Source organism: Streptomyces sp. NPDC059816 (genome assembly GCF_042732055.1).
In the GTDB taxonomy this organism is placed as follows: Bacteria; Actinomycetota; Actinomycetes; order Streptomycetales; family Streptomycetaceae; genus Streptomyces.
The window spans coordinates 205,377-218,594 of the sequence record NZ_JBHWIQ010000003.1 but is presented as its reverse complement, the minus strand read 5'-3'; the positions used below and the strand labels follow the sequence as shown (position 1 = coordinate 218,594).

Genomic DNA, 13,218 nt, shown 5'->3' with positions numbered 1-13,218 from the left:
CCCGGGCCCCGGTCACCGCCCGCGCGACTCCCCGAACCAGCGCACGATCGCCGACGTGGCCGCGACGTTGGACCCCAGGTGCCGGGAACCGCGGTGGTCGACGGCGCCGACGTCGATGACCGGGGCGTCCACCCCGTTGTCGAGCAGCGCCGTCCGGCAGCGGTCGGTGTTGGCGGTGACGGCCTGCTCGTCCCCGGTCGCCACGTACAGGCGGACGGGGGCACGCGGGATCCAGTCGGTGCACACGGCGTCGGTCTCGCGCAGTGCCGCGGCCAGGCCGCCGGTCGGCCGGGCCAGCAGGTCGCGGCCGTGTTCGGTCAGCAACGCGTCCAGCGTGCCCGGCGTGCCCCGCATCAGTTGCTCACCGGTGTGGGCGCCGTCGAACAGCGCCTCGACGGTGCGGTCGTAGGGCGCTCGGAACACCTCGCCGGGCTCCTCGTACACGTGGTGCAGCCGGTTGAACGCCACCAGGGTGTAAGCCGCGTACAGCACACTGGACTTGGGGTCCAGTTCGCCCGCCAGCAGCGCGGGCAGTTCCGTGCCGCCGAAGTCGTACGCCCCGCTGACCGGTGCCAGCGCGCCCAGCCGGAACCAGCGGTCCGCGCCCGCCTCCAACGCCCGACCGAGCCCCAACGCCGCCGATGCGCCCTGCGAGAAGCCCGTGACCAGGACCTCGCGCTCCAGCAGATGACCCGTGCGGGGTGCGAAGGCGCGGGCCGCGCGCAGCATGTCCAAGGACGCGGTGGTCTCCGAGCCGATGTCCATCCAGGGGTGCAGTCCGGGGCCGGTGCCCATCCCGAGGTAGTCGGGCCCGACGGACGCGGCACCGGCCGCCGCGTACGCGATCACCGGCGCGGACACGAACGCCCCGCGCCGCATGGACGGGGAGTCGTCCTTGTGGCTGCCGGTGCCGTGCGCGAAGGACACCGCCGGCAGTCGCACCGGGCTGCCCAGCGGCACCGCGAACAGCCCGCTCGCAGTGGTGGGTTGCCCGTGCGGATCGACGGTCCGGTACTCCAGCCGGTACGCCACCACCCCGTGCCGGACCTCGACGTCCCCGAACCCGGCCGCGGTCAGCTCCGCGGTCACCTCCCGGGGGGTCGCCAGGGTGTAGAGCCGCTCGGCGGAGACCAACGAGCCCCGGCCCCGCCCTTCGTGGAACGCCGACGCTTGGGCGGCGGGCTGGGCGTGGGCGGTGGGGGCGACGGTCAGCCCGGTCAGCCCGGTCAGCAGGAGTCCGCAGCACAGGATGGCCCCACGTCTGCGGGGACGGCGCGGGGATCGGGTCGCGGTCGGTGGGTTCGGGGACGTGGGAACGGGCATGGGTTCTCCCAACTACGTGATCACCAGGACCCGTTCAGCCTGGTGCGGCACGCGCTCCACCGCACTGGAGCGATCCCCCCGATCACCCTGGTGCCAGCCCCCGCCCCGCCCCCGCACGGAACGCAGGGTTGTCCTGCGTGCGCTGCACCCATCCGTGTGGTGGGCCCGCTCGCCCCGCCGTGGCGCACGCACGAGGGCCGCCGCACCCCCCTTCCGGGGAAGCGCGACGGCCCTCACACATGTCGTCGGACGGGACGGAGCACGTCAGACGAGGTGGCTCAGAAGCGGCGCGTGATCAACGCCCGCTTCACCTCCTGGATCGCCTTGGTGACCTCGATGCCGCGCGGGCAGGCGTCCGTGCAGTTGAACGTCGTGCGGCAGCGCCACACGCCGTCCTTGTCGTTGAGGATCTCCAACCGCTGCTCGCCGGCCTCGTCGCGCGAGTCGAAGATGAAGCGGTGGGCGTTCACGATGGCGGCCGGGCCGAAGTACTGGCCGTCGTTCCAGAACACCGGGCAGGAAGAGGTGCACGCCGCGCACAGGATGCACTTCGTGGTGTCGTCGAAGCGCTCGCGGTCCTTGGCGGACTGGAGGCGCTCGCGGGTCGGCTCGTTGCCCGTGGTGATCAGGAACGGCATGACGTCGCGGTACGCCTGGAAGAACGGCTCCATGTCGACGATCAGGTCCTTGAGGACCGTCAGGCCCTTGATGGGCTCGACCGTGATCGGCTTCTCGGGGTTGATGTCCTTGATCAGCGTCTTGCACGCCAGCCGGTTGCGGCCGTTGATGCGCATCGCGTCCGAGCCGCAGATGCCGTGCGCGCAGGAGCGGCGGAACGTCAGGGTCCCGTCCAGCTCCCACTTGATCTTGTGGAGGCCGTCGAGGACCCGCTCCTTGGGGTCGATCTCGAACTGGAAGTCCTCCCACGTGGCTTCCGCCGACACCTCCGGGTTGAAGCGCCGGATGCGGAACGTGACCGTGATGAGGTGGGAGGCGGCGGCCTCGGCCTCCACCTTGTCGAGTACGGGAGTTGCCATCAGTACTTACGCTCCATCGGCTGGTAGCGGGTCTGGACGACCGGCTTGTAGTCGAGACGGACGGTCTCGGAGCCGGCGGCGTCGACCTCGCGGTACGCCATGGTGTGGCGCATGAAGTTGACGTCGTCGCGGTTGGGGTAGTCCTCGCGGTAGTGACCGCCGCGGGACTCCTTGCGGGCCAGCGCGGAGATGGCCATGACCTCGGCCAGGTCGAGCAGGTTGCCCAGCTCGATGGCCTCCAGCAGATCCGTGTTGAACCGCTTGCCCTTGTCCTGCACGGACACGTTCTTGTACCGGGCGCGCAGTTCGGCGATCTTGTCGACGGCCGTCTTGATGGTCTGCTCGGTGCGGAACACCATCACATTGGCGTCCATCGTCTCCTGGAGCTCCTTGCGCAGCTCCGCCACCCGCTCGGTGCCGGTGGAGGCACGCAGGTTCTCGACCTGGTCGACGACGAGTCGCGCCGGGTCCTGAGGCAGGTCAACGTAGTCGGCCTTCGCGGAGTACTCGGCGGCGGCGATGCCCGCGCGGCGACCGAAGACGTTGATGTCGAGGAGCGAGTTGGTGCCCAGCCGGTTGGCGCCGTGCACGGAGACGCAGGCGACCTCGCCGGCGGCGAAGAGGCCCGGGACGACGGTGGTGTTGTCCGACAGCACCTCGCCCTGGACGTTCGTCGGGATGCCGCCCATGGCGTAGTGCGCGGTCGGCTGGATCGGGATCGGGTCCGTGTAGGGCTCGATGCCGAGGTAGGTGCGCGCGAACTCCGTGATGTCCGGGAGCTTGGCGTCGAGCTGCTCCGGCGGGAGGTGCGTGAGGTCCAGGTACACGTGGTCGCCCTCGGGACCGCAACCGCGGCCCTCGCGGATCTCCGTGTAGATGGAGCGGGAGACGACGTCACGGGACGCGAGGTCCTTCATGACCGGCGCGTACTTCTCCATGAAGCGCTCGCCGTCCTTGTTGCGGAGGATGCCGCCCTCACCGCGGGCGCCCTCCGTCAGCAGGATGCCCATGCGCCAGATGCCGGTCGGGTGGAACTGGAAGAACTCCATGTCCTCCAGCGGCAGCCCGCGCCGGTACACGGCGGCCTGGCCGTCACCGGTCAGGGTGTGCGCGTTGGAGGTCACCTTGAAGAACTTGCCGGTGCCGCCGGAGGCGTAGATCACGGCCTTCGCCTGGAAGACGTGGATCTCGCCGGTGGCCAGCTCGTAGGCGACGACGCCCGCGGAGTGCTTGACCCCGTCGATCTCGGTGATCAGCTGGTCGAGGACGTAGAACTCGTTGAAGAACTCGACGCCCTCCTTGACGCAGTTCTGGTACAGCGTCTGGAGGATCATGTGGCCGGTGCGGTCGGCCGCGTAGCAGGAGCGGCGGACCGGGGCCTCGCCGTGGTTGCGGGAATGCCCGCCGAACCGCCGCTGGTCGATGGTGCCGTTCGGGGTGCGGTTGAACGGCAGGCCCATCTTCTCCAGGTCGAGGACGGCGTCGATGGCCTCCTTCGCCAGGATCTCGGCGGCGTCCTGGTCGACCAGGTAGTCACCGCCCTTGATCGTGTCGAAGGTGTGCCACTCCCAGTTGTCCTCCTCCACGTTGGCGAGCGCGGCGGCCATGCCGCCCTGCGCGGCGCCCGTGTGGGAGCGGGTGGGGTACAGCTTGGTCAGCACGGCGGTGCGGCTGCGCTTCGTCGCCTCGATGGCGGCGCGCATTCCGGCGCCGCCGGCGCCGACGATGACGGTGTCGTACTTGTGGATCTTCATAGCGGTTGCCTCAGCCCCGTGCCTAGCGGATGTTCGGGTCGAAGGTGAAGATCACCAGCGTGCCCAGCAGGATCGTGAACACCGTGGCGGTGTAGAGCAGGCCCTTGAGCCACAGTCGAGTGTTCGGGCGCTCGGCGTAGTCGTTGATGACCGTGCGGAGGCCGTTGCCACCGTGCAGCATCGCCAGCCACAACATCACCAGGTCCCAGGTCTGCCACCACGGCGAGGCCCAGCGGCCGGCCACGAAGGCGAAGCCGATCTTGGAGACGCCGCCGTCGAGGACCAGCTGGATCAGCAGGTGCCCGAGGACGAGGACGACGAGGACGATGCCGGACAGGCGCATGAACAGCCACCCGTACAGCTCGAAGTTCCCGCGCGTCGACTTCGGCGTCTTGCCGGTGCGCTTGCGGGGCGCCTCGATGAAGGGGGCGGGGTTGTCGGCGCTGTAGAGCGGGGCGCCCTCGACGGCGCCGACGCCGGACGGGCCGGACTGTGCGGAGAGGTCGGTCGACATGTGCGTCAGCTCCCGAAGACTTCACGGACGGCGTGGCCGAGAACCGGGTACAGGGCCCCGATCATCAGCACGACCCAGATGCCGACCACGGTCCACAGCATCTGCTTCTGGTAGCGGGGACCCTTCGACCAGAAGTCGACGGCGATGACCCGCAGGCCGTTCAACGCGTGGAAGAGGACTGCGGCGACGAGGCCGTATTCCAGCAGCGCGACGAGGGGCGTCTTGTAGGTGGCGACGACCTTGTCGTACGCCTCGGGGGAGACACGCACGAGGGCGGTGTCCAGCACATGGACGAACAGGAAGAAGAAGATGAGGACACCGGTGACTCGATGAGCCACCCAGGACCACATGCCTTCCCGGCCGCGGTACAGCGTTCCAGCCGGCACGGAAGAACCCTCCGGGAGCGGGGATCAGAGCCTGCCGGCTTGGGGTGTCGGTCGGGCCCGGCCGGGTACGGTCCACCGGCCCCGGCCATCGTAGCGACGAGTTGTCGGAACGTTCACGCCGGGCCCGGCGGTGTGATCAAACAGGCAATCAAACTGGCACGTACGGGCTATCGAGAAGGCTTTCCGGCACCGCCCTCAGGGGGGTCAGAGCATTAGTTTTCGGCTATTTTCGGTCAAATCCCTGCCGGGGTGTATCCGGCTGGGGGTCGCATCCGTACGCGGGTTCGAGCTTCGGGGGCGGGGAACCGGGGCCTCGGGTTCCGTTCGCGTCACCCTCCGTCGCGCCCCGGCCGGGTGTTCAGCACCAGTCGGGCGAGTCGACCCCGGGCGATCCGGCGCAGTTCCTCGGTGGTGAGCGCCCGCTCGTCCTCGCGGTCGTTGCCGAGCCGCGACCGGATCGCGGTGAGCACCCGATCGAGGGCTTCCTCCGGCGGGCAGGCGTCGAGGCAGAGCAGGAAGGCGTGTCCGAACCGGCTCTCGTAGGCGGCGTGCGCGGCGCTCAGTGCGGTCCGTGCCGCGAAGTGGCCGGGCCGCGCCGTGCGCTGGGGCGTCGTGGCGGTCTCCCGGGCGAGCGCTTCGGCGAGATCGGCGTCGGTGAGGTCGTAGGCCGCCTCGTCCGCGGCGGCGAGCAGCGCCTCCAGATCGGGGTAGGGGCGGTGCGCGGCGAGCCGGGTGGCCCAACGGCGACTGGCGCAGCAGCCCAGGAACGCTGCGAAGGCGATGTGCGGGGCGCAGGCGTTCAACCAGCTGAGGGTCGCGGGCGCGGTCGGAACGGGGGTGCGCTGGGCGGGTGGTGGGGCGGCGCGGCCTGGCGGTCGGAGGGACCCGTGGGAGGGCAGCGTGGCTCCTAGCGGAGGACGGCGGGGCCGGTGGGGCGACGGCGCCCGGTGTCGGCGGGTGGGCCGGGTGTCGGCGGGTGTGCCGGGTGGTGCGGGCGGCACGGGTGAGGTCTGCGCAGCCACGCTAGCGACCCGGGGCCCGGGGGCGTCCGACGGGTGCGTGCAACTCACTCGAACGGAAGAGTTCGGCCCCGCCGGGATGACGCGCGGGACGCATGACCGCGAGCCGATGATAGGGACGCGCTTGGGGTGCGGTGCACCCGGGGGTGGGGGAGGGTCGTACGCATGAACGAGGCACGACCGGGGGTTCCGACGCAGACCTGTCCGCGTACGCGACCCCGCCGGACGGGGCGGGGCCGCGCGCCTGTGCCGGGTCGCACGTCCAGGTGGGGCCGTGCATCGCGGCTGGGTCGCGCACCCGGGCGGGAACGGATATCCGTGCCAGGGCGCCCGCCCCGGCGAGGTCGCCCACCGGAGCCGGTACCCACACCCGGGCCTGGCCCTGTACCCCGGTGGGGCCGCCCACCCAGGCGGGAACGCGCGCTCGTGCCGGGGTGCGTACCCGTGCGGGGTCACGCGCCGGGGCAGGAACGCATACCCGGGCCGCGGCGTGTTCCCGTGCCGGGTCGTACGTCGGTCCGGGGCCGGACACCACGACCGGATCGCGTACTCGCACTGGGCCACGTACCCGGGCGGGAACGTGCGTCCTTGCCGGGGCGCGCCCCTGTGTCGGTCCGCGTACCCGGACGGGGTCGCCCGCGTACGCGGGAATCCGCACCCGAGCCGGGGCGCATACCCCGGCCGGTCCGCGTACCCGGGTGGGAGCGGACCCCCGTGCCGGTCCGCGTACCCGGAGGGGGTTGGGCGCCGGCTCGCGAGCGGACCGGGGCGGACACCGTACGTACGCCGGCGGACGTACGGGGGGCGCGATGAGTGGTGCGGGTGGTGACGGCTCCCGTTCGCGCCCCCGGCGCAGAACCGTCCTCGTGCTGGTGGTCGTCCTCGCGGTGCTGGCCGCCACCGCGGGCGCGCTGCTCGCCCTGTGGCCCGGCGGCGACGGCACCCCCTCCGCCGACTCCCCGGCGGCCTCGACCGCTACGCCCACCGAGGGTCGGACGCCGAGCGCCAGCCCCACCCATCCACCGTCCCGGGCACCGCGCACCATCCCCGCGGTCCGCGAGCACACCTCCGCCCGGGGCCCCGGCTGGCGGCCCGCCGCCGGCGCGCGGCTGGTCGTCACGGACCCCGCGCTCGCCGACGAGGGCCGGCTCACCGCGGACGAGTTGGGGGTGGCGTACGCGGCGGAGGAGGCAGCCGGGCGCGGGGACGTGGAACTGTCCCTCGGCGGCGGCGGAGGGGGCGGCCCCGAGTCGTACACGATGACCGTGCGGGACGAGCGGGTGCGGATCGAGGGACCCACCGAGCGGGGCGTGTTCTACGGCACCCGCACCCTCAAGCAGGCGGTCCGCGACGCGGGCACCGCCCCCGAGGGCGTGGTGCGGGACGAGCCGGCCAAGCCCCGGCGCGGCTTCCTGCTGGACACGGCGCGCAAACCGTACGCCGCCCGCTGGATCGAGGACCGGATACGGGAACTGGGCGACCTCAAGTTCAACGAACTGGGCCTGCACTTCTCCGACGACCAGGGCTTCCGCATCGCCTCCGACAGCCATCCGGAAGTGGTGTCCCGGGACCACCTGAGCAAGGACGAGGTCCGCCGGATCGTCGCGCTCGCCCGCAGCCGGCACATCGACGTGGTGCCGGAGATCGACTCGCCCGGACACCTCGGCGCGGTGATCGCCGCGCACCCCGACCTCCAACTGCGCGGGACGAACGGTGCCGCGCCGCGAGGCGCCGTCGACATCTCCCGGCCGGCCGCCGCCCGGATCGTGGACGAGTTGCTGCGTGAGTACGCGGAGCTGTTCCCCGGTCCGTACTGGCACGTCGGCGGCGACGAGTACCCGGCCCTCTTCTCCAGCGACCCGGCCGCCCGCTTCCCCCAGCTCGCCGCGGCGGCCCGCGAACGGTACGGGGCGGACGGCACCGTGGAGGACCTGGCCACGGGCTGGCTGGACGACCGGGCGCAGACCGTCCGCAAGCTGGGCCGCGAACCGCGCGCCTGGAACGACGGCTTCTTTCGCGACGGGGTCCAGCCCGCCGACGACATCGAGGCCGCGTACTGGACCGGCAAGGAGATCGGGGCCCGGGAGCCGACCGCGTACCTGAGCACCGGGCGCCAACTGGTCAACTACAACGACGAGTACCTCTACTACGTCCTGGGCGAGCCCAACCAGTTCACCTACCCGACCGGCCGGCGGATCTACGAGGAGTGGACCCCGCTGGTGGTGCGCGGCAGCCGGCCCGTCGACCGCCGCTACGACCGGCAGATCCTCGGCGGGGTCTTCGGCGTCTGGGGCGACTTCCCGAACGCGCAGACCCCCGAACGGATCGCGGCGGGCATCCGGATGCCGCTGCGGGCGACCGCACAGAAACTCTGGGACCCGGGGCGACCGCCCCTGGGCTGGAACGAGTTCGTCGCCCTGGCGGACCGGGTCGACTGACCGGCCGGGGTGGCGGGGGCGCTCGGCATCGAGGTCTCGGTGGAGTGGCAGCAGGTCTACCTGCGGCGGTAGCGCCCACCTGCGGTCCGGTTGACCGCCCGGCGAAGAATGGCGCGTACAGGTGCCTCCTCGGGCGGATGCCGTACGCACGGGTCGACACATCGGTGGCGGCGATGACGATCATCGCCGTACGCGCCGGGTCCCGCGGGGGAGCGCGGCGCGAGCGCATAGCGGGGCGAAGCGGGCGGGTCGGGCGCCGGGTCGGCCGTGGAGCGATCCCGCCGGTGTCCGCGACCCACCGAAACCGCGCTTTGGGTGGCGGACGGCCCGAGCAGTGTGGTGGTCTGGTCGGCGCCCGTGAGTGGCGGGAATCGAACGGGGACGGGGGAGGCCGGATGGGCTACTGGGGCTACTACGTCGTGGGCCGGGGCGAGCAGCCGCTCGACGGCACGGACGCGCTCGCCGCCGTCCGGGGCGAACTGGGACTGCTGGAGCGGCGCGCCGACGGCTGGCAGGTCTGGGAGTGCCGGGACGGCGAGGAGGGCACGTCGATCGGCAGCATGAACGCCCTCGCTTCGGAGACCGGGGCGCCGGCCCTGTTCGGATACGTGATGGACAGTGCGTGCGTCGTGGTGGAGGCGGCGGCCCCGAGCGGCGGCGGCTGGACGGCCTGTCTCGACCGGGCGTCGATGGCCGACCACATCGGCGGGGACGAGCGGGCCCTGGAGGACTACTTCCTGGTGCCCGAGGACGCCGCGGACCGTGCGGTCGCCTGGGCCGCGGAGGCCGGGCTGACGGTGACCGCCGGACCCCTGGTCGAGGTGCTGAGCGCCCCCGCGGAACCGTCTGCGGAGGAACTCTTCTTCCGCTTCCTGGAACGTCTCGGAGTGGTGCGACTGTGACGCCGACGGCGCGTCACACGCAGAAGGGACACGTGCGGACGCCGAGCAGAGGGCGCCCCGCCGCTGGCACGGGAGGCACCATGAGCCTGGTCGAACTGATCGCCGGGGCGGACGCGAGAGGGCTCGCCGTGAGCGGCCTCGCCTGTCTCGACCGCTGTGTGCCGCTGCTCGGCGGCGACGACGAACTGCTCCGCCCCCTGTGGGCGAGTCTCGGCGACGCCGGCGACGGCGCGCCCGGGGCGGACGCGGCCACCTGGGGCGACCGCCTCGACCGCGTCCGGACCGCGCTGACGGAGCGAGCCGCGGCTCAGGACGGGAGCGGGAGCGACAACGGCAGCGGAGACGCCGTCGGGGATGCGGTGGTGCGGCGGGCCCTGGCGATGCTGAGCACCGCGCCCGCCGCGCTCCCCGAGGAGCTCCGGGGCGGGGCGTCGACCGACACCCGACTGCGGACATGGGCGGACGACTGCTCGGTGGCCGCGCTCCGCATCCATCTGCTGCTCGACCCCGGGCCGGGCGCGGACCTCCCGGCCGGCGACCGTCCCGAGGGCGGGCCGGACGACCCGCTCACCGCACCCCGTGCGGACCGCGGCGGTGAGCTGCCCCCGCTGGCCGCCGCCGAACTGCGTCGGCAGGTCGCGGTCCTAGAACTGCTCGCCGCGCGGGGGGCCGGGGGGCTGCGCCAGGCGCACGCGGTGACGACCGAGGGGCGGCGGGTGCTGCGTGCCGTGGTCTCCCGACGGTCCCGTGGCCGGAACTGAACGGCTCGGTGCCCGGTGTTCCGGGCCGGTCGTGGGCTCGGCGGTGGCCGGTTCGCGAGGGTGGCCAGGGTGGTCGGCGGGGCGTTCGGCGAGCCGGGTGCCACGCCGATCGGCTCCCCGCGACGCACCGGCGCACCCGCGCACGGGGGTGGGGCAACGGTGGGACCGGAGGGGCAAGAACGCCTGGAGAAGGCGGAACGAAGGCCGGAACAACGGCGGAACGAAGGCCGGAGCGTGGCCCGACAGAAGGCACGAGCGAAGGGGAGGAGCCCCAGTGAAGGCAACGACCGGGGCCGCCACCCCCCACAGGAGAGGCCCCGGTCGCCGCACGGCACGGGCCGCGCGGCGGCCCGTAACTACTACTGCGCCGGAGGCTCGATTTGTGTCACACCCCACTCTTCCGACCACTAGTTGCGCCTTGTACAAACATGGACGTGGACGCATTTCAGGCCGTAGCGTGCTTTTCGCGCCGAGTGCGGGCCATCGACGTCCGCGGTCATTCAGGGACCGCAACCATGGACGGAAAAACCAGGACGGTGAACAGCCGACCCCGCGAGAGCGGTGCCGGTTCGGGCGCGAAGAGGGAGTGCGTTGAGTGCTGGGGGACGACGCGGAGTTGACCGCCGCGCTGCTTGCGGCTCAGCACGGGGATGACGGGGCGTTCCGAACGGTGTACCGCTCGGTGCATCCGCGGCTGCTGGGATACGTCCGGACACTGGTCGGTGACCCGGACGCCGAAGACGTGGCCTCGGAGGCGTGGCTCCAGATCGCGCGCGACCTCGACCGGTTCAGCGGCGACGCCGACCGCTTCCGGGGCTGGGCGGCGCGCATAGCCCGCAACCGTGCGCTCGACCACATACGCATGCGGGGCCGCCGCCCCGCGATAGGTGCCGACGAGACCGAGCTGACCGGGAAGCCCGCCGAGTCGGACACCGCGGTCGAGGCCATGGAGGCGCTGGCCACCAGCCGGACGCTGTCCCTGATAGCCAGGCTCCCGCAGGACCAGGCCGAGGCGGTCGTGCTGCGGGTCGTCGTCGGGCTCGACGCGAAGACCGCGGCGCAGGCACTGGGCAAGCGGCCCGGAGCCGTTCGCACGGCCGCCCACCGGGGGCTGAAACGTCTCGCCGAACTGCTCGGTGACGAGCCCGAAGAGGAGGACCCTGCGCCCCCAGGACGCCTCGATGCGGTGCCCCGGCCCCGCCGCCCGCACCCGCGCGCGGCCATGCCGGCGGGTGTGACGCATTCGCGAACGCGGACGCAGAAGGACATGTGATGCCCGACGAGCAGGACCCCTGGCTTGACCGAGAGGTGGCGGAACGCCTGCTGCGGGGAGAACCCCCGAAGGACGTCGACGAGCACTACCGCGAGCGGGCCGAGCGCCTGGCCGGACTGCTGGACGCACTGACCGCACAGGCCCGCGGGCCCGCCCCGCGGGACGCCCCCCGCGAGTGGCCGACCGGTTCGGGCCCGCCGGACCCCTCCGGCGAGGAGGTCCAGCACATCGGGTTCCCCGACCTGGACGGCCCGCACCGTACGGGGAGCGGTCCCGCGGGCGCCGAACTGCCCGGTGAGGCGGCGGCGCTGGCCGCGTACCGCACATCGCGCGCCTTCCGCGGCGCCGGTGCCGCCCACCCCGAGCCCGAGGGCGCCGCACCAGGACCGGACATCACCATCGGACTGCCCACGACGGTACGGATCGTCGCCGGTGCGCCGGCGCACGGGCGGCGCCCCGCCCGCTGGGCGCGTCCGGTGCGGTTCGCGGTCGCGGCCGTGCTCGCCGCGGGCATGGTCGGCGGGGTCGCGGTCGCCACCGGGACGGGCGTGCTGTCGACACCGTTCGAGGACCAGTGGCAGGGGCCCGCAGGCGTTGCCGGTGGGACGCCCGCGGTCGAACCCTCGGCCTCTTTGTCCCGGAGCCCCGCCCCGTCCGGCCGTGACCGGTCCGGTGGCGGGTCGGTCGGTGCCGCGTCCCAGTCGCCGCCGCGTGTCTCCGGCTCGCCCCGCCCCGGTTCCCCGGACCGCACCGCTCCGCAGCACCAGGAGCACGATGACGTCACGGCCCGGACCATCGCCGACTGTCGACGGCACCGGGCGGGCGAGCTCGACGCCGAGGGCGTCCGGCGGCTGGAACGGGCCGCCCACGGAGCCGCCCTGGTGGCCCGGTTCTGTCAGCGGTTCCTCGATCTCGACCGCCAGGCCGCCGACGGTTCCGATGACGAGAAGGCCACCGGGCCCGCAGCGCAACCCGGTTCGCAGGACGAGGACCCCGACCGTGATTCCGGGGGCCGGGGGGACGACGGCCCCGGGAACGGCAAGGACCACGATGGCGACCACGACCACGGCGACCGCGACTCCGGTGGCGCCGACGGCAAGGGCGGCGATGACGGCCGGGGCGAGGGCCGCGGTGGCTGCCGGGACGCGAACGGCCGGTACGGCGGCGCCGGTGGGACGGGAGGCGCCGGTGGCAACGGGGGCAAGGGGAAGGGCGACGGCGAGGGCAACGGTGACGACTGTGGTGCCGGGCCCGGACCCCGTCGGGGCGGCGGGGGCGTGGCCGGCGGAGGGTTGCCCGGAGGCGGTCGCACGGCCGGGGCCACGGACCGCCCGGCGCCGGTGACCGGTGGCGAGCCGGCCGAAGCCGGGTCCACCCGACCCGCGCCCACCGAGACCGCACCCGCCCCGCCCGCGGCGACCCCCGCGGCCTACTCCCACCCCTGATCCGGGCGTACGAACCGCCTCGGTGTGCCGGCATCGGCTCGCCGGAACGACGAGTACCGGCCACGATCTGGGTCGATATTCGTCCTTTATGTCCCGACGGAACCGGTTCCGACCTGCACAGTTCTCGTCAAGGTGGAGAAACTTTCCGCCAGGTGTGACGTTTTGCCGAGCGATGGCGCAGTATCAAGTGAGCCGACTGGTCATCGGCCCTGCGCGAGCCGGGGTTCCCCCCGTACCTACGGCTCGGCGCCACCGGCGCGGGGGGGGGGGGGGGCCCCGGCGCCCCCCCCCCCCCCCCCGATAAACCCCAACCCCCCGATAGCCCCCCCCACAACCTATCTAAATATAAAAACAACAGCAGAACAC

At 72.8% G+C, this 13,218-nt stretch carries 11 protein-coding genes; 5 read left to right on the top strand and 6 right to left on the bottom strand.

Annotated elements, in window-relative coordinates; all coding sequences use genetic code 11:
• Positions 1 to 12: 12 nt before the first annotated feature.
• The 6 genes from ACFV88_RS05775 to ACFV88_RS05750 form a co-directional block, all read right to left on the bottom strand.
• Positions 13 to 1,323 (bottom strand): lipase, encoded by a 1,311-nt coding sequence (locus ACFV88_RS05775; protein ID WP_385486405.1) that lies wholly within the window; start codon positions 1,321 to 1,323, stop codon positions 13 to 15.
• A 278-nt stretch (positions 1,324 to 1,601) separates the two neighbouring features.
• Positions 1,602 to 2,360 carry a succinate dehydrogenase iron-sulfur subunit gene (locus ACFV88_RS05770; RefSeq protein WP_385486403.1) on the bottom strand — a complete coding sequence of 253 codons (759 nt, stop codon included), beginning with the start codon at positions 2,358 to 2,360 and terminating at the stop codon, positions 1,602 to 1,604.
• Positions 2,360 to 4,114, bottom strand: a complete 1,755-nt coding sequence (sdhA, locus tag ACFV88_RS05765; protein WP_385486401.1) for a succinate dehydrogenase flavoprotein subunit — start codon at positions 4,112 to 4,114, stop codon at positions 2,360 to 2,362. The genes ACFV88_RS05770 and sdhA overlap by 1 nt, the downstream gene beginning before the upstream one ends.
• Before the next feature lie 22 nt (positions 4,115 to 4,136).
• Complete coding sequence (locus ACFV88_RS05760; protein WP_385486400.1) at positions 4,137 to 4,628, bottom strand: succinate dehydrogenase hydrophobic membrane anchor subunit; 492 nt, start codon at positions 4,626 to 4,628, stop codon at positions 4,137 to 4,139.
• A gap of 5 nt (positions 4,629 to 4,633) precedes the next feature.
• Positions 4,634 to 5,014, bottom strand: a complete 381-nt coding sequence (gene sdhC / locus ACFV88_RS05755; RefSeq protein WP_351249482.1) for a succinate dehydrogenase, cytochrome b556 subunit — start codon at positions 5,012 to 5,014, stop codon at positions 4,634 to 4,636.
• A gap of 329 nt (positions 5,015 to 5,343) precedes the next feature.
• On the bottom strand, positions 5,344 to 5,817 hold the full coding sequence (locus tag ACFV88_RS05750; RefSeq protein ID WP_385486398.1) for a 2-oxo-4-hydroxy-4-carboxy-5-ureidoimidazoline decarboxylase: 474 nt from the start codon (positions 5,815 to 5,817) through the stop codon (positions 5,344 to 5,346).
• A 1,025-nt stretch (positions 5,818 to 6,842) separates the two neighbouring features.
• Here ACFV88_RS05750 and ACFV88_RS05745 point away from each other — a divergent pair.
• The 5 genes from ACFV88_RS05745 to ACFV88_RS05725 all read left to right on the top strand — a co-directional run bounded on the left by ACFV88_RS05745 (position 6,843) and on the right by ACFV88_RS05725 (position 12,852).
• Complete coding sequence (locus ACFV88_RS05745; protein WP_385486396.1) at positions 6,843 to 8,471, top strand: glycoside hydrolase family 20 protein; 1,629 nt, start codon at positions 6,843 to 6,845, stop codon at positions 8,469 to 8,471.
• Between the two features lie 395 nt (positions 8,472 to 8,866).
• Positions 8,867 to 9,373, top strand: coding sequence for a hypothetical protein (locus tag ACFV88_RS05740; RefSeq protein WP_385486394.1), 507 nt, complete (start codon positions 8,867 to 8,869; stop codon positions 9,371 to 9,373).
• An 80-nt stretch (positions 9,374 to 9,453) separates the two neighbouring features.
• A complete protein-coding gene (locus ACFV88_RS05735) occupies positions 9,454 to 10,134 on the top strand; it encodes a hypothetical protein (protein WP_385486392.1) in 681 nt (226 codons plus the stop codon).
• A 595-nt stretch (positions 10,135 to 10,729) separates the two neighbouring features.
• A complete protein-coding gene (locus tag ACFV88_RS05730) occupies positions 10,730 to 11,407 on the top strand; it encodes an RNA polymerase sigma factor (protein WP_385486390.1) in 678 nt (225 codons plus the stop codon).
• Positions 11,407 to 12,852, top strand: a complete 1,446-nt coding sequence (locus ACFV88_RS05725; RefSeq protein WP_385486389.1) for a hypothetical protein — start codon at positions 11,407 to 11,409, stop codon at positions 12,850 to 12,852. The genes ACFV88_RS05730 and ACFV88_RS05725 overlap by 1 nt, the downstream gene beginning before the upstream one ends.
• Positions 12,853 to 13,218 lie beyond the last annotated feature (366 nt).

Coding starts and splice junctions, on each gene's coding strand:
- ACFV88_RS05735 (WP_385486392.1), top strand. CDS start 9,454: ATGAGCCTGGTCGAACTGATCGCCGGGGCGGACGCGAGAGGGCTCGCC.
- ACFV88_RS05745 (WP_385486396.1), top strand. CDS start 6,843: ATGAGTGGTGCGGGTGGTGACGGCTCCCGTTCGCGCCCCCGGCGCAGA.
- sdhA (WP_385486401.1), bottom strand. CDS start 4,114: ATGAAGATCCACAAGTACGACACCGTCATCGTCGGCGCCGGCGGCGCC.
- ACFV88_RS05760 (WP_385486400.1), bottom strand. CDS start 4,628: ATGTCGACCGACCTCTCCGCACAGTCCGGCCCGTCCGGCGTCGGCGCC.
- ACFV88_RS05725 (WP_385486389.1), top strand. CDS start 11,407: ATGCCCGACGAGCAGGACCCCTGGCTTGACCGAGAGGTGGCGGAACGC.
- ACFV88_RS05740 (WP_385486394.1), top strand. CDS start 8,867: ATGGGCTACTGGGGCTACTACGTCGTGGGCCGGGGCGAGCAGCCGCTC.
- ACFV88_RS05770 (WP_385486403.1), bottom strand. CDS start 2,360: ATGGCAACTCCCGTACTCGACAAGGTGGAGGCCGAGGCCGCCGCCTCC.
- ACFV88_RS05775 (WP_385486405.1), bottom strand. CDS start 1,323: ATGCCCGTTCCCACGTCCCCGAACCCACCGACCGCGACCCGATCCCCG.